The sequence below is a fragment of the Methylorubrum suomiense genome, from assembly GCF_022179765.1.
GTDB classification, from domain to species: Bacteria; Pseudomonadota; Alphaproteobacteria; order Rhizobiales; family Beijerinckiaceae; genus Methylobacterium; species Methylobacterium suomiense.
This window is the reverse complement of the sequence record NZ_BPRE01000006.1, coordinates 73,436-95,090: the sequence shown is the minus strand read 5'-3', so window position 1 is coordinate 95,090 and position 21,655 is coordinate 73,436. Positions and strand designations below refer to the sequence as shown.

Genomic DNA, 21,655 nt, shown 5'->3' with positions numbered 1-21,655 from the left:
GGGGCGGCGTGGCCTTGACTCTCTCCTCTGACGGCCGGCGACGACCGCCTCATCGCCGGCCGGCCCCCCTCCCCTGCGGGACCATCGCACGCGCGGCGTAGGCGTACCCCCGTGGCGCGACGGTGCGCGCGACCTCCCCGTTTTCCCAGGATCCGAACGCCCGTGCTGGCCCCCCATCGCGCTTCAGGATTGGCGCCGATCCTCGGCAGCTGCCGTCGAGCGATCGTCGGGCTCGCTCTCATGAGCGGCCTCGTCAATCTTCTCTACCTCACCGGCTCGTTCTTCATGCTTCAGGTCTATGACCGGGTCATCCCGAGCCGCAGCGTCCCGACCCTGATCGGATTGTCGGTCCTCGCCCTGGCGCTCTACGCCTTCCAGGGCGGGCTCGAGATCCTGCGGGCTCGGACCCTCGTCCGGGTCGGCGGGATCGTCGACGAAGCGCTCGGCCCCCGCGTCTTCGACGCTGCGGTCCGCGCCCCCCTCGTCGGAACGATGCCCGGCGACGGCCTCCTACCGGTGCGGGATCTCGATGCCCTGCGCAGCTTCCTGAGCGGACCGGCGCCGGGCGCCCTGTTCGATCTGCCGTGGATCCCATTCTACGTCGGCATCTGCTGCGTCTTCCATCCGCTGATCGGCATCGCCGCCCTCCTCGGCGGCGCGGCGCTCGTGGCGCTGACGCTTCTCACCGACCGCCTGACCCGCGCACCGACCCGCGAGGCGAGCGGTCTCATGGCGCGCCGCAACGGCCTGATCGAGGCCGGACGACGCAACGCCGAGAGCTTAGCGGCGCTCGGCATGCGAACGGTCTTCATGAATCGCTGGTCAGCGGCCGGCCGCGATTACCGCGCGTTGCAACAAGTCCTGGCCGATGTGGGCGGTGGGTTCGGGGCCGCGTCGAAAGTCTTCCGCCTCGCGCTGCAATCCGGGGTCCTGGCCCTCGGGGCCTATCTCGTCATCGAGGGCGAGGCCTCGTCGGGCGTCATCATTGCCGGTTCGATCCTCGTCTCGCGCGCGCTCGCGCCGATCGAGCTGGCAATCGCCAATTGGCGCAGCTTCGTCGGCGCCCGGCAAAGCTGGACCCGCCTCGAAAGCCTCTTCGCCGCGCTGCCGCCGCAGCCGGACCTCCAGGAATTGCCGCCACCGTGCCAAACGCTGCGCGTGCAATCCCTCAGCCTCGCCCCTCCTTCGATTCAGCGCGTCGTGCTGCACGACATCGGTTTCGCGCTCGAAGCGGGTGATTCTCTCGGCATCATCGGGCCGAGCGCCTCGGGTAAGTCGTCGCTGATGCGTGCCGTTGTCGGCGTCTGGGCGCCGATGCGGGGCTCTGTCCGGCTCGACGGCGCGACGCTCGACCAATGGTCGAGCACGGCTCTCGGTCGGCACATCGGATATCTGCCGCAGGACGTCGAGCTGTTCGACGGGACGATCGCCGAGAACATCGCGAGATTTCAGCCGGACGCCGCACCGGAAGCGATCATCGCGGCGGCGCAGGCAGCCGGCTTCCACGAAGCGATCCTCGGCCTGCCGGATGGCTACAATGCCCTCATCGGCGACCGCGGCGCCCGGCTGTCCGCAGGTCAGCGCCAGCGCGTCGGGCTGGCCCGGGCGCTCTACGATGATCCGTTCCTTGTCGTACTCGACGAGCCCAACGCCAACCTCGACAGCGCGGGCGAAGCCGCCCTGGCAGCGGCAATGCTCGGCGTGCGCCGGCGCGGCGGGATCGTCGTGGTGGCGACTCATCGACCCAACGTGCTGTCGAGCGTCGATCTGATCCTCGCGCTGGCGGATGGGCACACCGCCGATTTCGGCCCAAAGGACGAGGTTCTGCGGCGCCTGCTGCGCACGGCCTCCGTGCCGCCGGCGGCGGACGCTGCCGGCACGGCGAAGATCAGACAGGTGCGCGTATGACCGCTTTTCGCCGCCTTACCGGGCCCGAGACGCGGTGGCGGTGGCCCGTTGGCCTGGGGATCGAGCGGATCTGGACCGCCCGGGTGCCGGCACCCTCCCCTCGCGGTGCCCCGCCCACGGTCCCTCGCGCCGACGCGAGTGCCTTGTATGCCTCCCTGGACCGCCAAATCCGCGGCGCCGCCATCCTGGCCGGCATCCTAGTGTTTGGGATCGGCGGCTGGGCTTGCCTGACCTCGATTGCAGGCGCCGTGATCGCGCCGGGGCGCATCGTCGTCCAGTCCGAGGTCAAGAAGGTACAGCACCCGGTCGGTGGGGTCGTGGGCGCCCTATTCGTGCATGAGGGGGACAGGGTGAAGGCCCAGCAGGTGCTGGTGCGCCTCGACGACACCCAGATCCGCGCCAATCTCGAGATCGTTCTGAAATCCCTCGACGAGCTGACGGCCCGGCGCGCGCGGGGCGAGGCGGAGCAGCAGGGGGGTGATCATCTCGCCTTTCCACCCGACTTCCTGGCCCGTGTGAAGACCGACGCGACCGTCGCCCATCTCGTTGAGGGGGAGACGACGTATTTCAGGATCCGGCTCTCCACGCGCGAGGGGCAGAAAGCCCAGCTCCGCGAGCGGATCGCACAGCATCACCTGGAGGTCTCTGGGCTGGAGACACAGAGTGCCGCCAAGGAACAGGAAAGGGCGCTGATCCAGGACGAACTCGTGGGCCTGCGCGAACTGCGCCAGAAGAATCTTGTCCCTCTCTCCCGCCTCACGGCGCTGGAGCGAGAGGCCGCCCGGCTGCAGGGCGAGTGCGGTCAGCTCCTGGCCTCGACCGCCCTGGCGAGGGCCAAGATCAGCGAGACGGAACTGCAGATCCTTCAGATCGAGCAGGACATGCGCGCCGAGGTGACCAAGGATCTTGCCGAGATCCGCGCCAAAACGTCGGAGCTCGTCGAGAAGCGCGTCGTTGCCGAGGATCAGCTCCGGCATATCGACATGCGCGCGCCGCAGGACGGCGTGATCCATCAGATGAACGTGCACACGGTCGGCGGCTTGGTGACGCCGAGCGAGCCGGCCATGTTGATCGTGCCGCAGGCCGACACCCTCGCGGTTGAAGTCCGGATCCAACCCCAGGACATCGACCATGTTCATCCTGGGCAACAGGCGCGGCTGCGCTTTTCGGCCTTCAACCAGCGCACGACGCCGGAGGCCAACGGGGTCGTCGACCGCGTCTCGCCCGATGTCGTGCAGGACGGCAAAACCGGATCGTCGTTCTACACCGCACGCATCGCACTGTCGGACTCCCAGCGTCGGAGGCTCGGCGAGGTGAGCCTGCTACCTGGAATGCCGGTCGAAGCGTTCATTCAGACCGGCGAACGCACGGTCCTGTCTTATCTGACGAAACCGCTGGCCGATCAGGTCGCCAAGGCGTGGCGCGAGAACTGATACCCAGGTCCGGTTAGGAAAGTTGGAGCGCGGTGCCCGCCTGCTTCGAAAGCCACAGATGCGTGGGCGCGACGTCATTTTCGGACCATGCGTGGGACGGCTCGACCACCTCGTCCAGCCCAACTTCGGCCAAGTGGTTGAGCGCCCAGATCGCCGCTTGCGTCCGATTTTGCACTCGGATCTTACGCAGGATCGCTTTGACATGAACCTTGACCGTTGCTTCGGCAATGTCGAGGTTTAGTGCGATGATCTTGTTGGCCTCGCCATTGAGCAGGCATCGCAGGATCGCGAGTTCGCGCTCAGAAAGGTGGCTGCCACCGTTGCCGTTGCACGGTGGCGATCGGGGCTGCGGCTTGGGCTCCGACGAGGGTGGGTTCCGGCGCACGGGCGAGATCGGCTCTGCGTGATGACCGAGGTTCATCGTTGCGGCCGGGATTACACGTTCTCCGAGCATTACCAGCTCGAGCGATTTGATGAAGGTGTCTGCGCTGATATTTCGGAGCAGAATACCGTCAGCCCCTGCCCGGAGCAATTCGATGACCTCCTCGGAGCTGTAGCTCGGCCCGCTACAAATGACCCGACAGTCAGCGCATCTCTCTTTCAAGCTCTTGATATCCAGTTGTACCGATTTGTCGCCGCTGGTTGTGCAAAGCACGACCATATTAAGCCGCTTGTGTTCCAGCGAGCGACTTTTGATTTCCTCGACGGTATCGGCCTCATTCATGACGCTAAACCGCGTCTGAGACAGGATGTACTTCAGGCCTTCGCGAAACAGGACATTCGGTTCGATCAACGCGGTCGGAATCTTGGGTCTTGACCTGTGGCGATGGCTGGGCCGGCCCTTCGATGCGGGAGTTCTCGCTTTGATGCTTTGGGTCCTCATCGGAGCCCCCTCAATGCTTGTTCATCCGTCATCCTAACCGCTTCGAATCAGATGCGTCTTTCTCATCCGATCGATCGAATTGTATATAAAGTATTAACGTCGATACCGAATCAGAGCTAACTATTCAACCTAAAGTTGGATTTCGAATGGTATTGATGCGTCAGGATACGGTGAATTTTCTATCGCCAGCTTCTGGATTTGCTGTTCTGCCTATAACGTAAAAAGAAAGATGCTGCTTTCGATATAAATCCACCTAATGAAAGCAGAGTTATCCGTTGCTCAGACTATCCCCCAACGGGCTGAGGCCATATTTGCGTCATCGCCGCAGTCGTCGCTGTCTCACGACCGATGCGTAGGCCAAGTTCGTCCCGAGTACGGCGCTGAGAAGGATTAGTACCGGAGCGAATTCGCATAATCCATAAGCAGATTACTCCCCGTGAGCAAGCCTCGGCTACAGTCGCTCATCACTTAACAACCGATATCCCGGTGAGTCGATGTGCGGTACGACCGGACTGGCTTCTCGATCACGTCCGCGAAGCCTTAGGCGTCTCACTGGCGTGCTTGTTGCCATCGCGGGCCTTACGGGCAGCGTCGCGGCGCAGGACGCGGAGTATCGGCTGGCGCCGGGCGACCGTGTGGCCCTGTCCGTCTATGGACAGGCCGAATTGTCGGGCGAATTCGGGATCGGCGGCGGTGGCAGCCTTCTGCTTCCCCTCGTGGGAGAGGTGCCGATTTCAGCATTGACCCTCTCGGAGGCGCAGAGGGCGATCACCCAACGCCTAGCGGACGGGTTTCTGCAAAAGCCCCTCGTCAGTCTCCGCATCACCGAGATGCGGCCGATCTACGTGCTCGGTGATGTGCGTAACCCTGGAAGCTATCCCTTCCGTTACGGAGCCTCAGTCCTCAGTGGCATCGCCCTGGCCGGAGGCTATGGCGTTCCGGAGCAGGCTCAAACTTCCCTGCGGACGGAGTTTCTCGCGGCCGAAGAGCGGGTGCGGGTGTTGGAGGCCAGCCGACGGCTGTTTCTGATCCGGCGGGCACGGCTTGAGGCGCAGCAGGGCGACCGCGCGACCTTCGAGCCGCCTATCGACCTACAGAACGGACCCGAACTCGTTCGCCTCATCAAGGAGGAGCGTTCGATCCTAGCCATCCAGCGGGACGCCCTGGCGCAGGCGGTGGAACAATTGCGTGCGCAGAAGCCGCGGATCGAGGCCGAAATCGCTGGTGTGCGCGCGCAACGCACCGCGGAGGAAACCCAACTTCAGCTCATCCAGGATCATATCGAGGATTATAAGACTCTGATGAGCAACGGGCTTGCCCGCCGCTACCAGGGCATCGAGTTCCAGCGTGAGGAAGCACGCAACAAGGGCGCGATCGCCCGCATGAACTCGGACCTCGCTCGCCTCGACCTCGCCCTCGGCGATCTCGAACTGCGCATTCAGGAAGCCAGGAGCACCTATCTCCGCAAGGTCATGGCTGACATTCAGGATGTGACGACCCGGCTGATCGAGATCGAAACTCAGCTTCCCGCCGCGCGCGAGATCCGCGAGGCCCGCCTGCAGAGCGGCGGTGCGCTGACTGCGTTCGGCAACGGAGTTCGGCGAAAGGTTTTCATCACCCGCGTTCGAAACGGTAACACGGAGATCTTCGAGGCTGCCGACGGCACGTCCCTGGCGCCGGGCGACATCGTCGATATCCGGCGGGAGGTCGCGGACCGGATCGCGCAAGCCAATATCTCGTCTCCGCCCCCTGCAGGCGAGGACGGCGGCAGGCGACATCTCTCTGCCATGCATCCGTGACCCTGTCTCGCACCGCGACGACCGGTCTTCCGGCGCCGCGGCATGAATGGGTCTCCGAAGTCCTTAGCGAACCCTATCTGGCCAAGGGATGCGCCGCTTCTAAAGGCGTTTCGGTCGGAACCGGATGGGCGAGAGCCCAGATCGCGGCCTGTGTCCGGTTGCGAACATTGATCTTCCGCAAGATCCCTTTGACGTGGATCTTCACTGTCGCCTCGGCGATGTCGAGTTGGCGTGCAATCATCTTGTTCGAAACGCCATCGACGAGGTATTTGAGGATGTCGGTCTCCCGATTGGTCAGCTGCGAGCACGGTAGTGAGGCAGGCAATTCCCCCTCGTCGTTCCCATCAACCGCAGTGTGCGCGACGCTCATGGTCGGTCGGGTGCCGATGTGAGGCAGAAAGCTGTCCGACAAAACTCCGACATTGCCCAACACGACGTCGATGGTCCTGATCAGCACTTCAGGCGAGATCGTGTGATCAAGTAAGGCATGAGCCGATAGCCGGATCGCCGCGTCGCCAACCGCGCATTCGCGCATATCGACCAGCACGACGATCCGTGCTTCCGCATTGGCCGCGCGGATGGCCAGCACGGCTTCGTCCAAACTTTTATCGGGCGATAGCTCGGTGATGAGGAAGAGCTGGGGCTTGCCTTCAACGATCACCCCTGGGTCCAGCAGCGACGGGATCTGGTGGACATGGCGAAAACCATGTCCCGTGAGAATACAATGCAAGCCCAGATTTTCGACGCTGCGACTTCCAACGATAAAGATCTGCGCCGAGCACACATAGGCAGATTTAACACTGTTCAGCGAATGATTGGTGAGTCCCTCGTAGGACGGCTTACCAAGCGATCCCTCGGACCAGCTGCTCATTTCGGCCTCTCCCAACTCAGAAACTGTACGCCGTTTCAAAGAATTCAGGTTATTGATAACAAGATTGTGAGGCAAATGGCAAAATTTTTTTATCGCGCGTGACTTCAAGTCTGAATCGCTCCAGATCGACCATGGGAAATCGACTTGAAGCGTCCGACAACAGTCTCTTTCCGGCTGACCGAGCCAGCTGCGGCCAAAGTTCTTGCCTTCTGTAGACGCAGTCTCACTCGCCTGCGCAGAGTATTAAACCCCAGTGACGCATCGCTGTGTGCACGACCGGGCTGCCTTCCTCATCGATCTGCAAATTATATGCCGTTTTGTAGAAAGACTGTGCGGCAGGACAAGGAGTTGGAGCAGTGGTCCGGTCCAGTGTGGTTGCCGCTATTGTCGAAATACCCGTGTCTCAAGACAGCCGGATCGACTCAATCGAGTAAGCGCTTCATCTCGGCTATTTCACTGGCGGCACCGATTCTCTCTGTCCGCCGCGTGACGCCCTGACTGGTCATCCTCTGCTCTCGATCCGCAGAGCGGACCACTTCGACTGGGGGCAGCGGCTCAGGATGTGGACCATGAGGCGGCGGCGAAAGGCAGGTTTTCGCCAGCCTGAAAACAGACCCGATGATCAAACATGACAACATGCTGTCTTATTGACAGATAATTTCAAAGTGCTATGTCGCTGTCATGAGCAGCTATCAGCACGACGTCCCGCCGGACCCGACCCGCCTTCGTCGGGCGTGGACCGGTCTCGTCATCGAGATTTTCCGTCTGAACGGCGATCTGCTCGTCGCAGGCGATGCGCTGGTCGGCGACCTCGGGCTCACGAGCGCCCGCTGGCAGGTACTCGGCGCCATCGCGCTTTCGCCCGTTCCCCTGCCGGTCGCTCACATCGCCCGCAACATGGGCCTGACACGCCAGGCCGTTCAGCGCCTGGTCGACGACATGCGGGACGACGGCTTCGTCCGCTTCGCCCCGAACCCCCATCACCGAAGGGCCATGCTGGTCGTGGCGACGGAGCAGGGGGACGCCGCTTATCGCTCGGCCATCGAGCGTCAGGAGCGCTGGGCCGACGCTCTCACGTCCGGCCTCTCACCGGAGGCGTTCGAAGCCGCCAGCACCCTGCTGCGCGAGATGCAACGGCGGATCGACCGATCGGAGCCAGCCCTCGCCGCGCTCGGCCAGTCTCAGTCGACAGGAGCCTGACATGCCCAAGTTCATCGAAATGGATCAGACCGTCACCCTGGCGGACCAATTGAAGGACGAGGGCGGCCCCGTCGTCCTGATCAACACCTTCGTCGTCCCGCCGGCGGACGCGGACAGCCTGCTCGCCGCCTGGACCGCCGACGCTGAGATCATGACGCGGCAGCCGGGATTTGTATCGACGCAGCTGCATCGCGGCATCGCCGGGAGCGGCGTCTTCCTGAACTACGCCGTCTGGGACAGCGTCGCCGACTTCCGGGCCGCCTTCGCCAACCCCGAGTTCCGGGCCCGCCTGTCGGACTATCCCGCGAGCGCGACGGCGAGCCCTCACCTGTTCCGGAAGATGGCCGTACCCGGCATCTGCGACGCCTGAACCCGTCCGCTCTCCAGCCGAGGTGTCTTCCATGTCACGAAAAGCGGCTTCCGAGTCCTACGATGCCGATGTCATCGTCGTCGGCGCCGGCCCCGTCGGCCTGACCACCGGCTGCGCCCTACGCCATCACGGCGTCGATTGCCTGATCCTGGAGAAAAGAACCGAGGTCCGTGCCTATTCGCGGGCGAACAACCTCTGGGCGCGACCGCAGGAGCTCCTGGCCAGCATTGGCCTGCGTGACGCCCTGGCGGAGCGGGCCTACCCGATCCGGCTGGTGAACTTTTCCATGAACGGGACGCCGACGATTCCGATCCGGATCGACGATGTCGACAGTCCCTATCCTCAGGTCCTCTATAGCGGGCAGGACGTCATCGAGACGACCTTGATCGAGACCTACGCCGAGCGCGGTGGCCGCCTGGAGCGCGGCGGCAAGGTCGTCGTCCTCGCCCAAGATGCGGGTGGCGTGAGCGTCACGGTGCGGCGTGGCAACGACGGGCCCGAGCAACGCCTGCGCTGCCGTTACCTCGTGGCCGCCGACGGAGCCAAGGGCACGGTGCGGCCCCAACTCGGACTCGATTTCGAGCCCGAGCGATTCGAGGGCCGGATGAACCGTCAGGTCGATGCCAAGCTGTCCTGGCGGCGTTCGCTGGAGCCCGACCAGCTCTGGTTCTTCTACTACGAGCGCGGATTCTGCGGCGTGATGCCGGTCTGGGGCGGCTATCACCGCCTCTTCTTCCTGGCCGACGACGCGGACGTGCCGGATCGTGACCCGACGCTCGACGAGATCCAGGCGGTGGCCCGCGAGGTCACGGGCGACGCGACCCTGACGCTGACCGATCCGCAATGGCTCACCCACAGCCGCTTCCAGTACGGCGTCTCACCGGCCTACAGCCAGGGCCGGGTGTTCCTGGCGGGCGATGCCGGGCACCTGTCCCTACCCATCGGCGGCCAGGGCATGAATGCGGGCTTGCACGACGCTGTCGAGATCGCGTGGCGCCTCGCCGCGACCTTACGGGGCGAGGCGGCGCCGGTCCTGCTGGAATCCTACGACGCCGAGCGCGGCGGCGAGCATGCGAGGCTGAGCGCCCAACAGGCGAAGGGTTTTCGCCGCACGGTCTACCGTGGGCCGGTCACCGATGCGGCTCTGGGCTTGGCTACCAAGGTGATGCCGGGCATCGGTGCCCTGCTTCAGGGCACGGACGACCTGCAGCAACTCTCGGTGAGCTACCCCAAGAGTCCTCTCAACGAGGACCATCTTTCCGGGGTTTCCCGTGTCCTGCGGCGCGGGCCGGGACCCGGCGAGCGGGCCCCCGAGGCTGAAGTGACCCATGACGGTCGCACGACCTCGCTGTTCCCGTTCCTCTACAATCCGGACGAGCGCACGACGGGGTGGGCTCTGCTCTGCTTCGACGGGCGGTCCCCGGAAGCCGGCGCCTCGCTGCGCGCCGCCATCGCGGCCGTCGCGCCTTGGGACTCGGTGCGACCGCGGCTCGTCCTCGCCGGCCCCGTCGTCGAAGCCGCCGGCACCCCCGTCCTCTCGGACCTCGACGGCAAGGCGCACGGCGCCTACGGCCTGGACGGCCAGCCTGCCCTCGTCCTGGTCCGCCCCGACGGACACATCGCCTTCCGCGACACGGCGGAGGATCCCGATCGCTTGGCCGCCTATTGCCGCCGCGTCTTCTCCGACGAAGCCGAGGCCAGGATCTGAAGAACGGTGCGGTCGCCCGACGATGGGGCCCGGCCGCGCAGCAGGTCGGGCGGCTCGAACGGAATCTCAGGCGGCCCCTATGATCAGGGGGATGGCGCCCGCGATCATCAGCACGGCCGTCGCGCCATGAATGCCGAGCGCCCGCGCGGTCGAGCCACGCGCGGCCAGGATGAGCGACAGGTCACCCGCCGGGATAAGGGCTTCCACCAGCAGGACGATCCCGAGCACGCGCGACCCGCCCCACACCATTACGGCCAGGACGACCAGCCCGGAGACGACGTCGCGCACGCCCTTGAGGCGAAGCCACCACGCGACGTTCGCGCCCGCCTCCGGCAACGGCAAGCCGAAGCTTCGCGTCGCCGCCCGTGGATCCGTCAGATACATCAGGCCGATCGCGATGATTCCGAGGGCGGCCAGCAACGCGACGCCGGTCGAAAACCAGTACATGCACGGCTCCTTGTATTCTTCGGACGCAACCTCAGTACGGAGAGTGTTTCGGCGTCGGTCACCCGGGGATAACGGGTGAGCTCGGCGGCCGACGCTCGCGCTCGCCGCGCGGCGACGCCAGACCCGTCGATCGGCATAACCAATGCCCGAGAAGCGTCCCGCCCCTACCCCGTTATCGAGTCCGTTGCGCTCCCTGTCCCCGCGGCTGGCATTTACGGCTTGGATGCGCGGGGCCCGCGCTGGGCGGTGGGCATCGTCAGGAGCGGGCTGGACTTGAGACGAGTCTCGTCGACGCGATGTGGCCACCGAAGATGCCAAAGAGGCCGACCACGAGGCAATGATGAGGCCCGTGGTTGACCGCCTGCTCCTGCGCCGGGGCATCGCAGGCGGCGATGCGGCTACGCGCCTGCGGCTGCGGGAAGCCTGGGCAAGAGGTCCCCGGGATGACGTCGAGGGCCTTCATCATGGGCGTTCTGCCGCTGGTGACCGCGACGGGGGCCGGATTGGAGATGCAGAGCGCAACGGGTGTTGCGGTGTTCTCCGGCATGATCGGCGTGACCGCCTTCGGCCTGTTCCTGACGCCGGTCTTCTACGTGCTGCTGCGCCGTCTGCCGGGTCACCGGCCGCTCAAGCAGCACGGCGTCGGCGCACCGGTCCCCGCGCGAGACCCGATCGAGCAAGCCGCGTAGGGGCTGGTTCCCGACCGCGTGATCTCGACCCCCGACGCTGCATCGCCATGCACCCCGACCTGCCATGCGCGGCGGTGCAGGTGACCGGAAGAACACCGGGCCTCACGGAGGGGCCCGGTGGTGAGGGCGCCGATCAGGCCGCCTGCGCGATCGGCGCGGGGGCAGGCGCATCCATCGCGCGCAGATACAGGTCCAGCAGCGTCTCCTGCTCGTCGCGCTCGTCCTTGTCCTGCTTGCGGAGCTTGAGGATTTCCTTCAGCACCTTGACGTCCAGCCCCTCGCCTTTGGCCTCGCCGAAGATCTCCTTCTTGGTCTCCATGAGATCCTTGATCTCCTCGTCGAGACGCTCGATGCGCTCGATGATGGAGCGGATCCGGTCGCCTGCGATGCCCACGGTGTCGGTCGTGTCGGACATGCTCACTCCTTGCGCTGATCCGGATCGGCAACCTGGCGGGTCAGGGTAAGCAGGCGGTTAAGACGGTGCGCCTCGTGAGGCAGGGTGAGCGGCAAGGCGAGACGATGCGTGTGTCCCTCCGTTGGATCGCTGCGACGGCCGGTGGCGTTCTGGTCGTTCTACTCGGCGGCCGGATCTTGGCTGGGCAGCGTGCCCGCCCGGGGCAGCCCACGCGCCTCGGACGGTTGGAGGCGCGATACGATCGCGTTGCCGGCATCACCCTGCACGCGCGTGTGTCGGTCGACACCGTACCGGAGGGCCGCCTCCCCGTGATTTTGGTCCACGGGCTCGGAATGTCGAGCCGCTACATGATCCCGCTCGCGGAGCATCTTGCCCCGCATGTGCGGGTCTTTGCGCCGGACCTGCCCGGCTTCGGCCTGAGCGACAAGCCTCGGCGGACGCTCACGGTCCGCCAACTTGCCGACGCATTGGCGGCGTGGATGCAGGTGATCGGAGTGAAGCGCGCGGCCTTCATCGGCAACTCGCTCGGCTGCGAGGTGCTGGTGGAACTGGCCATCCGGCACCCGCACCTTGTCGATCGCCTCGTCTTGCAGGGACCGACACCGGACCCGGACGCGCGGAGCCTCGTTCGGCAGATTGCGGGGTTCTTCCTCATCGCGCCCTTCGAGCGCTGGTCGCTCGCCTGGGTGGCGCTCGTCGACTATGCCCGCGGCGGCATCGGGCGCTACATCCAAACCCTGCACAGCATGGTCGACAATCGCATCGGCGGGAAGGCGCTTCAGGTCACTCAGCCGGCGCTCGTGGTCTGGGGCAAGCGCGACTACATCGTCCCCTACCGCTTCGTCGTGAGCCTCGCCGATGCGTTGCCGCGCGGTCGTCTGGTCGTCATCCCCGGCGCGGCCCACGGAATCAACTATTCGCATCCGAAGGCATTCACCGCTGTCCTCCTCCCATTCCTGCTGAATGCCTGAAGGAAGCGCTCGGCTGGGTGTCGGTTTCGAGGGGGCGGATCGAGACACCGGCGGCGGAGATGCCAGGTCTGGCGAACGGATCGCCGCCCACCTCCCGGCCGCCGATCTCGCGCCATCCCGAAAGCCGGCCACCCCTCGGAATCGTGGATCCGGCTCGTGCCTCAAGGCGTCTGCGATCCCCGCGCTTCGATGTCTTCGCTTCGATAGGCCATGGCGGGGGCGAGACGGGCGATGTGCGGCCACCATTGCGCGCGCAGATCGAGATAGGCCTGCGCGGCCGACTCCTCTCGGGCAACCGGAATGCCTGCCTCATCGAGGCGGGATATGGCGGTCTCCCAATGCGCGCGCCACCGTTCTCGCTCGGCGGGATCGACGGTGTCGGCGGTGGGCGGATCGCCGGGCAGGAAAGCCGTTTCGAGCGTGAGCACCAGCATCTGCGACACGCGCCAGAGCGTCTCGACCGCTGCAGCCTCCTTCAACCACGCGGCATCCTTGCCCGCGAGCGAGCTGCGGATGAGCGACGCCGTATCGAGGGTGAGATGGGCCTGGGTCGAGACCGAGTAGTAGGGCTGTTCGAAGCGGAAATAGAACAGCACCGGGTAGAAATGGTGCGTTTCCTTCATCGCGGTCATGGCGTCGCCGAGGCTGATCAGATGGCTGTATCCGGCGCTGAACTGTCCCCGGGCCCCGACCCGCGCCAGCAACTCGCCCGCATCGGAGGTCTCACCCGAGAGAACGTGGAGCCGCAGGCCGAGGGCATTGCGCTGCCGCAGAGCGCCGTAGACCTGCATGATGTAGGTCAGGACCAGAGAGGTCGCCGTCATCCCGACCAAGGAATTCACCAGATACACGACGCGGTAACCGTCGCTCGTCGGCCGGAAGTCGCTGGCGCCGACGATCGCCATGCTGCTGCCCCCGGCATAGAGCGCGGCGAGAAAGTTCGTCGGTGTCGGGCCGTTGCCCGCCTGCACGCCCGTGCCGAGCCCGGGATGGATGATGAGCCCGGCACCGAGCGTCAGGCCGATCGCCCAGAGAAGGACGTAGAGAAGGAGGATGACCGGCCCGCAGAAGGAGAGGACGGTCCCGCGTCGCGCGCCGGCCGCCTCCGCGGCGCGGCGAAAGGCGCTCCAGACGACCTGTGCGGCACGCTCGGCCATCAGCCCCGTGCCGATGCGGGCGTAGAGGACGGTGAGGAACACGTCGAGCAGGACGATCCCCATCACGAGGGCCCCCAGGGCGCGTTCGAGGACGGACATCATGATCGACCTGCGGCCGGGAGGCCTCCTGCGCGGCCCGTGCCGCCCCATCATCGCGAACCGATCGCGATCGTCCCCGTTCCTGCGGTCGAGTCCCTAGGACAAGTCCTATCGGGACGGCGCAGTCTGGGAAGGGTTCAGGTTGGGCCTCGTGCCGGGCGGTTGCTGGGGCGGGGGATCCAACTGGTAGAACCGGTCGACTGCGGTCCAGAAGGCGCGCTTCATTTCGGGGCATTTCCGGTCGAGCACCGCCTCGATGGCTGTGACGGCTTCGCGTGCGAAGGCATGTCGCTCCGCTTCCGATAGGCCGTCGGTCATGGCCGTCGCTCCGGATCCGCGGCCGGGTCGGCCGCCCTGGGGAGATCAAGGGTGACGCTGCGTGGGTCGCGGGACGATCCGGATCGTTCCGTAGGTCGGCCACCGGATGCCCGAACAGCGAGTGCGCCGGACGGACCCCAACCCGTCGCGCCGAGCCGTCCGTCCCGACGACCGGAGCGAGAGCCGCGCGACCGCCTCTGCTGGCCAAGCGGGCATCGTGCTCGAGAGCGTGCTGCTTTTTCAGAGAAGCAGCACGCTCTAACTACCTATGTCGCAAGATGATTTCGGAAAACCGGATCCCACTTTTCCGCATCATGCTCTAGAGCATGGGAAGGCGACGCGGTCGTGGGCCGAGCGGAAACGCCGCGTCGAGCCGGGCGATATCGGCTTCCGTCAGCGAGAGCGTGCCCGCGCCGGCATTGTCGGCGGCGTGCTCCGGGCTGGACGCTTTGGGGATCGTGAAGACGGAGGGGCGCCGCACGAGGAATTGCAGCGCGACCTGGCGCGCGGTCGCGCCGTGGCTCCCGGCGATGTCCGCCAGTACACGACCGCCCGGCATGCGCGGGTCGGGAAAGCTGCCGTGACCGAAGGGGCTATAGGCGACCACGGCGACGCCGTGCGCCTCGCACCAGGGCTGCACGGCGTGCTCGATCGCCCGTTCCTCCAAGTGGTAGAGGACTTGGTTACAGGCGATCAGGCCCTCGCCGCCCGCTTTCCACGCGGCCTCGAGGTCGGGCACGTCGAAGTTGCTCACACCCCAGGACCGGATCTTCCCCTGCTCGCGAAGTCGCTCGAAGGCGGCGAAGGTGTCCTCCAGCGGATGCGGACCGGGCCAGTGCAGCAGATAGCAATCCAGCCTGTCGGTGCGCAGGCGCGCGAGCGAGCGCTCGCACGCCGCGACGGTCCCGTCACGCGACGCGTTGTGAGGGAGGACCTTGGAGACGAGGAAAACCTCATCGCGACGTCCGGTGATCGCCTCGCCGACCACGATCTCGGCGTCGCCGTACATCTCGGCGGTGTCGACATGCGTCATGCCAAGATCGAGACCCCGGCGCAGGGCCGCGACCGCGGTGGGCCGGTGCGCGTCGTCGATGTACCACGTTCCCTGCCCGATCACCGCAACCTCGCGCGGCACCGGACCGAATGAACGGCTCTCCATGCCCTTCGCTCCTTATGAAGAAGGCGCCTGCTCCGCAGCGCCGGCTGGTTTCGATGGCTTGATCGCGAGCATCGATCCGAAAGGTGGGGGCCGGCTTCCGGCAGAAGGCCGATGCGGCACGAGCCGCGTACGGCTTGTCCAGAACCGGATGGTCAGGACAAGCCTCGCGGCAGGTCCCGTGACCTTCTGCCCGGAGTTCGCCGAGAGGCGGGCTACGCCGGCAGAGGCGCTTACGGCGCGAACACCGCGCGCACGCAGCCGTCCGTCTTGTGCTTGAACATGTCGTAGCCGCGTGGGCCCTCCTCCAGGGAGAAGCGGTGCGTGGCGAGATAGGCCGGGTTGAGTTCGCCCTTCTGCGCATGGGCCAGCAGCCGGTCCATGTAGCCCTGCCCGTGCTGCTGGGCGCTGCGCACCGTCATGCCCTTGTTCATGATGACGCCCATCGGGAACTTGTCGATCACTCCGTAGACGCCGAGCACCGACAAGGTACCGCCCTTGCGGCAGGCCATGATCGCCTCGCGGAGCGCCTGAGCGCGGTCCGTCTCCAGGCGCAGGGCCTGCTTCACGCGGTCATAGGCATATTGGGGCCCGGTGCCGTGCGCCTCCATCCCGACGGCATCGATGCAGGAATCCGGCCCGCGCCCGCCCGTCATCTCCTTCAACGCTTCCAGCACACTGTGCACCTGCGTGTAATCGAGGGTCTCGGAACCGGCATGCTCGCGCGCCATCCGTAGCCGCTCGGGGAAGCGGTCGATCGCGATCACCCGCTCGGCGCCCATCAGCCGGGCGCTCTGCTGCGCCATCAGGCCGACGCCGCCGCAGCCCCACACCGCGACCGTGTCGCCCGGCCGGATGCCGCAGAAATCAGCGCCCATATAGCCCGTGGGCGCGGCGTCCGAGAGGAACAGCGCCGTCTCGTCCTCGACGCCGTCGGGGACCTTGAAGCAGTCCACGTCGGCATGCGGCACGCGGATATACTCGGCGTGGGACCCGGCATAACCCCCGAAGGCGTGCGTGTAGCCGTAGATGCCGGCGGTCGGATAACCGAGCAGCGGCTCCTGCAATTCCGGCTTCGGGTGCGTGCAGTCGCAGAGCGAGAACAGCTTCTCCTGGCAGTACCAGCATTCGCCGCAGGAAATGAACGAGGGGACGACGACTCGGTCCCCCTTCTTGACCCGCTTTACCGCCGATCCGACCTCGACGACCTCGCCCATGAACTCGTGGCCGATCACGTCGCCGGCCTTCATGGTCGGGATGTAGCCGTCGATGAAATGCAGGTCCGAACCGCATGTCGTCGACAACCGGACCTTCAAGATGGCGTCGCGTGGGTTGACGATTTCCGGATCCTTGACGCTTCCGACGCGCAAGTCGTTGACGCCATTCCAGTAGAGCGCGCGCATGACCCAACTTCCTCAGCGGGGATCGCGCCGGGCCGCCGGCTGACGATCGGTGGTGGGAATCTCGCCGGTCAGGACGAGGCTCTTGAAGGCGCGAAGGGCCTTCGACGCAAGTTCCTTCGGCACGACACCGTCGAAGAAGCGGACAGCCACGTCGCCGAGCATGCCCCCGGGCGGATCGAACCGGACGCGCAACGTGGCGACCGTGCCGCGACCGGCTTGCGCCGCGCGGAAGCGAATCTCGATCTCCGTCACCAACGCGGCGCCGTCCGCGCTTGCGCGGATCAACGCGCCGGGCCGCTCCTCGCTGATCTGCATGACCCAGGCGTGACTTTGACCCAGCGGGCCGTCGGCCCGCCATTCGCTCCGTCCATCGCCGGACGGGCGAATATCCGCCAGGAATGCCAGAACCCGCGGGAGGGTCGCCGGGTCTCGCCAGACCCGATAGAGTTCGTCGGCGGAGCGCTCGATCGTGAGGGAATATTCGACTTCGGGCTCCGCATCCCGGCCATGGGCAGCGCCGGTCCCTCGCGCGCTCTCTCGACCCGGCTGAACGAGTCTCTGGGCGCCGAGGACGGCCAGAGCCGCCACGCCGGCTGCCCCGGCCAGGGCCCATCCGACCTCACCGAAGCTGGGCCCGGCGGCCTCTCGCGAGCCGGCCGAAGCGCGACCATGCTCCGTGCGGTCGCGCGTCCTGGCGTGGTCGTGTCGATCAGCCATGGATCGCCCCCTTCGGTTGATAGCGACACGGCGCAAACGCGCGTGCCGGTGAGGTGTCGGGTCTGGATGGGAGCCATCGACTCCGCGCCTTCCCCTCATCGTGATTGAAAAACCCCGGCTCGAGCGCGTTGGTTTGATAGGGGGTGTCCCTAAGGATGCTCTCGTCGCGTGTGCGAGCCGGACGCCGACACCATGTGATCACGCGTCGAGACGATCACGCCCTCGGAACGCTGGAACTCAGCGTTCCACCCATCGAATGTCGTCGCGGGCCGGGTGATTGTCCGGCAGGCGAGCGCCTGACCTTTCCTGTTCTCGGGCAGCCGCGCGCTGGTCCCAAGCAAGGACAAGGACAGCCAATGCCGCGAGACGACCACCGAGCCTCCAAGGGCGGGATCACGTCCTTCCGCACCTGACCCGCTCGCACATGGACGCATGACGGCCCCAGACCGGTCCCGGAGAATGACGATGAAGATCCTGATGGTGCTGACCTCGCACGACCGGCTCGGCGACACCGGCCGCAAGACCGGGTTCTGGCTCGAGGAACTCGCCGCGCCCTATTACGTGTTCAAGGATGCCGGTGCGGAGGTCGTCCTCGCCTCGCCGAAGGGGGGGCGTCCGCCGCTCGATCCCAAGAGCGGCGAGCCGGATTCTCAGACAGACCTGACCCGGCGCTTCGAGGCGGACAGCGAGGCCAACGCTCTCCTGTCGAACACAGGCCGGCTCGACAGCGTCGGCCACGAGGGCTTCAACGCGGTGTTCTACCCCGGTGGGCATGGCCCCCTGTGGGATCTGGCCGAGGACCCCGCCTCGATCCGGTTGATCGAGACGACGCTCCAGGCGGGCAAGCCCGTCGCCCTGGTCTGCCACGCCCCCGGCGTGTTGCGTCATGCCAAGGCGCCCGACGGCAAGCCCCTCGTCGAGGGCAAGGCGGTCACCGGCTTCACGAACACGGAGGAAGAGGCGGTCGGCCTCACCGAGGTGGTTCCGTTCCTCGTCGAGGACGAGCTCAAGCGGAACGGCGGCGTGTTCTCCAAGGCCGGCGACTGGGCGCCGTACGTCGTCGGGGATGGCTTGCTGATCACCGGGCAAAACCCGGCCTCGTCCGGACCGACGGCTGAGCGTCTCAGGCAGTACCTCGCCGGTCGATAACCGGGCCCCTGCCCGATCACCCCGCGAGGGGCTTCCGCAGCCCTTTGCGGGTCCCTTTCGGGCCTGCCGCGACGGCGTCCGTTAAACACGATTTGCGACCGGATAGGGCGCTGCCCGCCCGGTCCCGTCGAACCTCAAGAGGCTGGAGCGAGCGGCTGACGGCTCCCATCCCGGCTCCTTCGGCAAGCGTGAGAGCGTCTTCGGCGTCGGCCCCCGGGACTTGATCGCGCTTTCGCTTCGCTCAACCCCGAGTGACCTGTGCCGGAGACAAGTGGCCGGCGCGCGTGCCGGTCGGCGACACTCTCGTTCGATGCGAGGAAGGATTCAGGCGGGCCGATTGCCTCCGCCTGCACCCGCGAACAGCGTGATCACCTCCCGATTGAACGCCGGTATGTCGTCGGGCTTGCGGCTGGTGACCAGATTCCCGTCCACGACCACCGCTTCATCCACCCAATCCGCCCCTGCATTTTGAAGATCTGTCCGGAGCGACGGCCACGAGGTCAGGCGTCGCCCCCGTGCGGCGCCCGCCTCGATCAGGGTCCAGGGTCCGTGGCAGATCGATGCCACGGGCTTGCCGGCCTCGAAGAAGGCCCTGGCGAACGCGACGGCCTTCTCGTCCATTCGGAGGGCATCGGGATTGATGACGCCGCCCGGCAGGAGAAGGGCATCGAATTGGTCCGGCTTCGCTTGGTCCAGGGGCAGGTCGACGGGCAGGCTGTCCCCCCATTCCGTGAACTTCCAGCCGCGAACCTGACCGCCTTTGGGCGATACGATCGACGTGTCGGCGCCGGCCTCGTCGAGAGCCTTGCGCGGTTCGGTCAGCTCGACCTGCTCGAAGCCGTCCGTGACCAGGATGGCGACCCTCAATCCGCTGATATCGGCCATAGCGTTGCTCTCCTCGATGGGATGGATGGGGGCGTCGGTCGCCGTTACTGGGGAAGCTTCGCGGCCAGCACGTCGATCTTCCCGATCGAAGGCGGCTCGGCGAACAGGTCGGGCGCCTGCGCTTTCAAGGCCTGCGCGACGCCGCCGGCGAGATGAGCTTGCCGGCCCGCCTCGTCCGGGAAGGCGTCGAAAATGCCGAAGGTCGACGGTCCCATCCGAACCGCGAACCAAGCTGTCGTCCCCGCCTCCTGCTCGACGATCGAAAGACCGTCGCGCAGAAACCGCTCCACATCGGCCTCTCGTCCGGCCTTTGCCTGCAATTGCACGAACAGCGCTTTGGTCACCATGGCGGGTCCTCCCCGATATTGAGGCTTTCCGGTCCCGGCCCGAGCCGCGCGTCGCACCGAGAGCGGCGACCAGGATCGGGGCCGGTGCGGCGCATCGGACGGCGCTCATCGCCCAGTCCGAGGTAGCGGGCCGCTCGACGAGAAGACGCGGCCGGTCGAAGACAGGGCGCTCGGGATCGGCGCCCGCCGCATGCAGCAGCCGCAGCCGGCGGGATGGCCCCCTCTCGCAGGGCCTGGGCGGCGCGCATCCCGCTCGTTCGAGGCGAGAACGCTGCGCCGGGTCGGGTCCATGCTGGCAATGGCGGGCGCGGTGAGGAAGGTCCGCGATGCCCCGCTGCCGCAGACCGGGCAGGCACTGGGCTCCCGGAACTCCGCCATCGGTCGCATCGCCGTGAACGGCCCGCAGGCCGAGCACGTGTAATCGTAGTTCGGCATGGGGACCCTCAGGCGCGCGACGGTTGCGAAAGCGTTGCTGGAGCGGCCGACGGAATCGCCGCTCCAGCCTTTCCGGTTACGCGGCGGTCTTGAGAACGACTTTGGTCCAGCCGTCGTCGCGGGCATCGAAATGCTTGTAGGCGTCCGGTGCCTCGTCCAGCGGCAGCTCGTGCGAGACGATGAACGACGGCTGCGCCCGCCCGGCCGAGATGAGGTCGCGCAGCTGGCGGTTATACGCCTTCACGTTGCACTGACCCGTGCCGATGTGCTGGCCCTTGAACCAGCAGAGCCCGTAGTCGAACACGATCTCGCCCTGCTTGTAGAGCGGGTCCTGCGGCGCCGGATCGGATGGAACGAAGACGCCGACGACGCCGATGCCGCCGGTGAATTTCACCGACTTCACGAGGTCGTTCATGGTCATGTTGGGGTGCTCGTGTCCCTCCGGATCGTGGGCTTGGTAGCCGACACACTCGCAGCCACGGTCGGCCCCGATGCCGTTCGTCAGTTCAAGCACTTGGTCGACCGGGGAGCCTTTGGAATCGTCGATGGGCAGGGCCCCGATCGAACTCGCAAGGCGCAGGCGGTCGGGATGGCGATCGACGACCATGACCATGCTGGCGCCCTTGATCATCGCCGAATGGGCGGCCATGAGCCCGACCGGGCCGGCCCCGTAGATGACGATCGACTCGCCGGGACGCAGTCCGGCCAACTCGGTGGCGTGCCAGCCGGTCGGGAAGATGTCGGCCAGCATCACGTAATCGTTCTGCCGTTCCTCCGCATCCGGCGGCAGCTTCAGGCAATTGTAATCCCCATAGGGGACGCGCAGCAGATCGGCTTGGCCGCCCCGATACGGACCCATGTCGGCGAAACCGTAGGCGGCGCCGGCCATGTTCGGTACGACGCTCCGATCGGCCGTCGTCAGGCAGAACGCGCTCAAGCCGCGCTCGCAGTTCTTGCAGAACCCGCAACCGATGTTGAAGGGAACGGCGACCCAGTCCCCCACCTTCACCCGGTCGATGGCACTTCCCACTTCGGCCACTTGGCCGAGATTCTCGTGGCCGAACACGCCACCGCGCGGGAAATCGGTCCGGCCCTCGTACATGTGCAGATCGGAGCCGCAGATATTGGTGCTCGTAATCCGTACCAGCACGTCGGTCGGCCGCTCGATGCGCGCGTCGGAGACGTCCTGTACCGCCACATCACGTGGACCATTGTAGACGACGGCTCTCATCGCGCTCTCCTGACCTGAAATCGATTGTCAGGTCAGAGCAGAGCATGTGGCTCATGGTCAGACT

The 21,655-nt window shown here is 66.1% G+C and carries 21 protein-coding genes and 1 pseudogene; 9 read left to right on the top strand and 13 right to left on the bottom strand.

Annotation, left to right across the window (positions count from 1 at the left end; genetic code table 11):
* Positions 1-162 precede the first annotated feature (162 nt).
* Complete coding sequence (locus tag MFF26_RS11055; RefSeq protein WP_281405154.1) at positions 163-1,908, top strand: type I secretion system permease/ATPase; 1,746 nt, start codon at positions 163-165, stop codon at positions 1,906-1,908.
* Positions 1,909-2,051: 143 nt separating this feature from the next.
* On the top strand, positions 2,052-3,341 hold the full coding sequence (locus MFF26_RS11050; protein WP_238307982.1) for an HlyD family type I secretion periplasmic adaptor subunit: 1,290 nt from the start codon (positions 2,052-2,054) through the stop codon (positions 3,339-3,341).
* 13 nt (positions 3,342-3,354) lie between these two features.
* On the opposite strand, the gene MFF26_RS11045 is transcribed toward MFF26_RS11050, so the two are convergent.
* Positions 3,355-4,134, bottom strand: coding sequence for a LuxR C-terminal-related transcriptional regulator (locus tag MFF26_RS11045; protein WP_171015384.1), 780 nt, complete (start codon positions 4,132-4,134; stop codon positions 3,355-3,357).
* 584 nt (positions 4,135-4,718) lie between these two features.
* Here MFF26_RS11045 and MFF26_RS11040 point away from each other — a divergent pair.
* On the top strand, positions 4,719-6,023 hold the full coding sequence (locus MFF26_RS11040) for a polysaccharide biosynthesis/export family protein (protein ID WP_238307981.1): 1,305 nt from the start codon (positions 4,719-4,721) through the stop codon (positions 6,021-6,023).
* Positions 6,024-6,096: 73 nt separating this feature from the next.
* Here the strand turns inward: MFF26_RS11040 and MFF26_RS11035 are convergent, their stop codons facing one another.
* Entirely contained in the window at positions 6,097-7,002 is a 906-nt protein-coding gene (locus MFF26_RS11035) for a LuxR C-terminal-related transcriptional regulator (protein ID WP_238307980.1), read from the bottom strand.
* Between the two features lie 573 nt (positions 7,003-7,575).
* Here MFF26_RS11035 and MFF26_RS11030 point away from each other — a divergent pair.
* The 3 genes from MFF26_RS11030 to MFF26_RS11020 are packed head-to-tail and all read left to right on the top strand — an operon-like array spanning position 7,576 to position 10,172.
* Positions 7,576-8,094 (top strand): MarR family winged helix-turn-helix transcriptional regulator, encoded by a 519-nt coding sequence (locus MFF26_RS11030; RefSeq protein ID WP_137827621.1) that lies wholly within the window; start codon positions 7,576-7,578, stop codon positions 8,092-8,094.
* A gap of 1 nt (position 8,095) precedes the next feature.
* Entirely contained in the window at positions 8,096-8,464 is a 369-nt protein-coding gene (locus tag MFF26_RS11025; protein ID WP_137827622.1) for an antibiotic biosynthesis monooxygenase family protein, read from the top strand.
* Positions 8,465-8,495: 31 nt separating this feature from the next.
* Positions 8,496-10,172: an FAD-dependent monooxygenase gene (locus MFF26_RS11020; protein ID WP_137827623.1), complete on the top strand. Its 1,677-nt coding sequence runs from the start codon at positions 8,496-8,498 to the stop codon at positions 10,170-10,172.
* 66 nt (positions 10,173-10,238) lie between these two features.
* Here MFF26_RS11020 and MFF26_RS11015 read toward each other — a convergent pair whose 3' ends face one another.
* Complete coding sequence (locus MFF26_RS11015; RefSeq protein ID WP_137827624.1) at positions 10,239-10,619, bottom strand: DUF4267 domain-containing protein; 381 nt, start codon at positions 10,617-10,619, stop codon at positions 10,239-10,241.
* Between the two features lie 443 nt (positions 10,620-11,062).
* On the opposite strand from MFF26_RS11015, the pseudogene MFF26_RS11010 reads away from it, so the two are divergent.
* A pseudogene (locus MFF26_RS11010) lies at positions 11,063-11,308 on the top strand (efflux RND transporter permease subunit); the annotation flags it as partial.
* A 133-nt stretch (positions 11,309-11,441) separates the two neighbouring features.
* Here MFF26_RS11010 and MFF26_RS11005 read toward each other — a convergent pair.
* A complete protein-coding gene (locus MFF26_RS11005; RefSeq protein WP_137827626.1) occupies positions 11,442-11,723 on the bottom strand; it encodes a DUF2312 domain-containing protein in 282 nt (93 codons plus the stop codon).
* Between the two features lie 104 nt (positions 11,724-11,827).
* Between MFF26_RS11005 and MFF26_RS11000 the strand changes: the two genes are divergently transcribed.
* On the top strand, positions 11,828-12,694 hold the full coding sequence (locus MFF26_RS11000) for an alpha/beta fold hydrolase (RefSeq protein ID WP_238307979.1): 867 nt from the start codon (positions 11,828-11,830) through the stop codon (positions 12,692-12,694).
* A 161-nt stretch (positions 12,695-12,855) separates the two neighbouring features.
* Here the strand turns inward: MFF26_RS11000 and MFF26_RS10995 are convergent, their stop codons facing one another.
* The 5 genes from MFF26_RS10995 to MFF26_RS10975 all read right to left on the bottom strand — a co-directional run bounded on the left by MFF26_RS10995 (position 12,856) and on the right by MFF26_RS10975 (position 17,544).
* Positions 12,856-13,953, bottom strand: a complete 1,098-nt coding sequence (locus MFF26_RS10995; RefSeq protein ID WP_137827627.1) for a two pore domain potassium channel family protein — start codon at positions 13,951-13,953, stop codon at positions 12,856-12,858.
* Between the two features lie 105 nt (positions 13,954-14,058).
* Complete coding sequence (locus MFF26_RS10990; protein ID WP_137827628.1) at positions 14,059-14,268, bottom strand: hypothetical protein; 210 nt, start codon at positions 14,266-14,268, stop codon at positions 14,059-14,061.
* 319 nt (positions 14,269-14,587) lie between these two features.
* On the bottom strand, positions 14,588-15,427 hold the full coding sequence (locus MFF26_RS10985) for an aldo/keto reductase (protein ID WP_238307977.1): 840 nt from the start codon (positions 15,425-15,427) through the stop codon (positions 14,588-14,590).
* 230 nt (positions 15,428-15,657) lie between these two features.
* Positions 15,658-16,827 (bottom strand): zinc-dependent alcohol dehydrogenase, encoded by a 1,170-nt coding sequence (locus MFF26_RS10980; RefSeq protein ID WP_137827630.1) that lies wholly within the window; start codon positions 16,825-16,827, stop codon positions 15,658-15,660.
* 12 nt (positions 16,828-16,839) lie between these two features.
* Positions 16,840-17,544 (bottom strand): SRPBCC family protein, encoded by a 705-nt coding sequence (locus MFF26_RS10975; protein WP_137827631.1) that lies wholly within the window; start codon positions 17,542-17,544, stop codon positions 16,840-16,842.
* 465 nt (positions 17,545-18,009) lie between these two features.
* On the opposite strand from MFF26_RS10975, the gene MFF26_RS10970 reads away from it, so the two are divergent.
* On the top strand, positions 18,010-18,693 hold the full coding sequence (locus tag MFF26_RS10970) for a type 1 glutamine amidotransferase domain-containing protein (protein WP_137827632.1): 684 nt from the start codon (positions 18,010-18,012) through the stop codon (positions 18,691-18,693).
* Between the two features lie 324 nt (positions 18,694-19,017).
* Here the strand turns inward: MFF26_RS10970 and MFF26_RS10965 are convergent, their stop codons facing one another.
* From MFF26_RS10965 to MFF26_RS10950, 4 genes are all read right to left on the bottom strand, one after another.
* Positions 19,018-19,578 carry a type 1 glutamine amidotransferase domain-containing protein gene (locus MFF26_RS10965; protein ID WP_137827633.1) on the bottom strand — a complete coding sequence of 187 codons (561 nt, stop codon included), beginning with the start codon at positions 19,576-19,578 and terminating at the stop codon, positions 19,018-19,020.
* A gap of 44 nt (positions 19,579-19,622) precedes the next feature.
* Positions 19,623-19,925, bottom strand: a complete 303-nt coding sequence (locus MFF26_RS10960) for a putative quinol monooxygenase (RefSeq protein ID WP_137827634.1) — start codon at positions 19,923-19,925, stop codon at positions 19,623-19,625.
* A 105-nt stretch (positions 19,926-20,030) separates the two neighbouring features.
* The gene (locus MFF26_RS10955) at positions 20,031-20,360 is read right to left on the bottom strand and encodes an FmdB family zinc ribbon protein (protein WP_137827635.1); all 330 of its coding nucleotides are present in this window, start codon (positions 20,358-20,360) and stop codon (positions 20,031-20,033) included.
* A gap of 76 nt (positions 20,361-20,436) precedes the next feature.
* Positions 20,437-21,591, bottom strand: a complete 1,155-nt coding sequence (locus tag MFF26_RS10950) for a glutathione-independent formaldehyde dehydrogenase (protein ID WP_137827636.1) — start codon at positions 21,589-21,591, stop codon at positions 20,437-20,439.
* Between the last annotated feature and the right edge of the window lie 64 nt (positions 21,592-21,655).

Bases quoted from the DNA above. Each gene is read 5' to 3' on its own strand.
- MFF26_RS11040 (WP_238307981.1), top strand. From the start codon at position 4,719: ATGTGCGGTACGACCGGACTGGCTTCTCGATCACGTCCGCGAAGCCTT.
- MFF26_RS11030 (WP_137827621.1), top strand. From the start codon at position 7,576: ATGAGCAGCTATCAGCACGACGTCCCGCCGGACCCGACCCGCCTTCGT.
- MFF26_RS11025 (WP_137827622.1), top strand. From the start codon at position 8,096: ATGCCCAAGTTCATCGAAATGGATCAGACCGTCACCCTGGCGGACCAA.
- MFF26_RS11020 (WP_137827623.1), top strand. From the start codon at position 8,496: ATGTCACGAAAAGCGGCTTCCGAGTCCTACGATGCCGATGTCATCGTC.
- MFF26_RS11015 (WP_137827624.1), bottom strand. From the start codon at position 10,619: ATGTACTGGTTTTCGACCGGCGTCGCGTTGCTGGCCGCCCTCGGAATC.
- MFF26_RS11005 (WP_137827626.1), bottom strand. From the start codon at position 11,723: ATGTCCGACACGACCGACACCGTGGGCATCGCAGGCGACCGGATCCGC.
- MFF26_RS11000 (WP_238307979.1), top strand. From the start codon at position 11,828: ATGCGTGTGTCCCTCCGTTGGATCGCTGCGACGGCCGGTGGCGTTCTG.
- MFF26_RS10995 (WP_137827627.1), bottom strand. From the start codon at position 13,953: ATGATGTCCGTCCTCGAACGCGCCCTGGGGGCCCTCGTGATGGGGATC.
- MFF26_RS10990 (WP_137827628.1), bottom strand. From the start codon at position 14,268: ATGACCGACGGCCTATCGGAAGCGGAGCGACATGCCTTCGCACGCGAA.
- MFF26_RS10985 (WP_238307977.1), bottom strand. From the start codon at position 15,427: ATGGAGAGCCGTTCATTCGGTCCGGTGCCGCGCGAGGTTGCGGTGATC.
- MFF26_RS10980 (WP_137827630.1), bottom strand. From the start codon at position 16,827: ATGCGCGCGCTCTACTGGAATGGCGTCAACGACTTGCGCGTCGGAAGC.
- MFF26_RS10975 (WP_137827631.1), bottom strand. From the start codon at position 17,544: ATGGCTGATCGACACGACCACGCCAGGACGCGCGACCGCACGGAGCAT.
- MFF26_RS10970 (WP_137827632.1), top strand. From the start codon at position 18,010: ATGAAGATCCTGATGGTGCTGACCTCGCACGACCGGCTCGGCGACACC.
- MFF26_RS10965 (WP_137827633.1), bottom strand. From the start codon at position 19,578: ATGGCCGATATCAGCGGATTGAGGGTCGCCATCCTGGTCACGGACGGC.
- MFF26_RS10960 (WP_137827634.1), bottom strand. From the start codon at position 19,925: ATGGTGACCAAAGCGCTGTTCGTGCAATTGCAGGCAAAGGCCGGACGA.
- MFF26_RS10955 (WP_137827635.1), bottom strand. From the start codon at position 20,360: ATGCCGAACTACGATTACACGTGCTCGGCCTGCGGGCCGTTCACGGCG.
- MFF26_RS10950 (WP_137827636.1), bottom strand. From the start codon at position 21,591: ATGAGAGCCGTCGTCTACAATGGTCCACGTGATGTGGCGGTACAGGAC.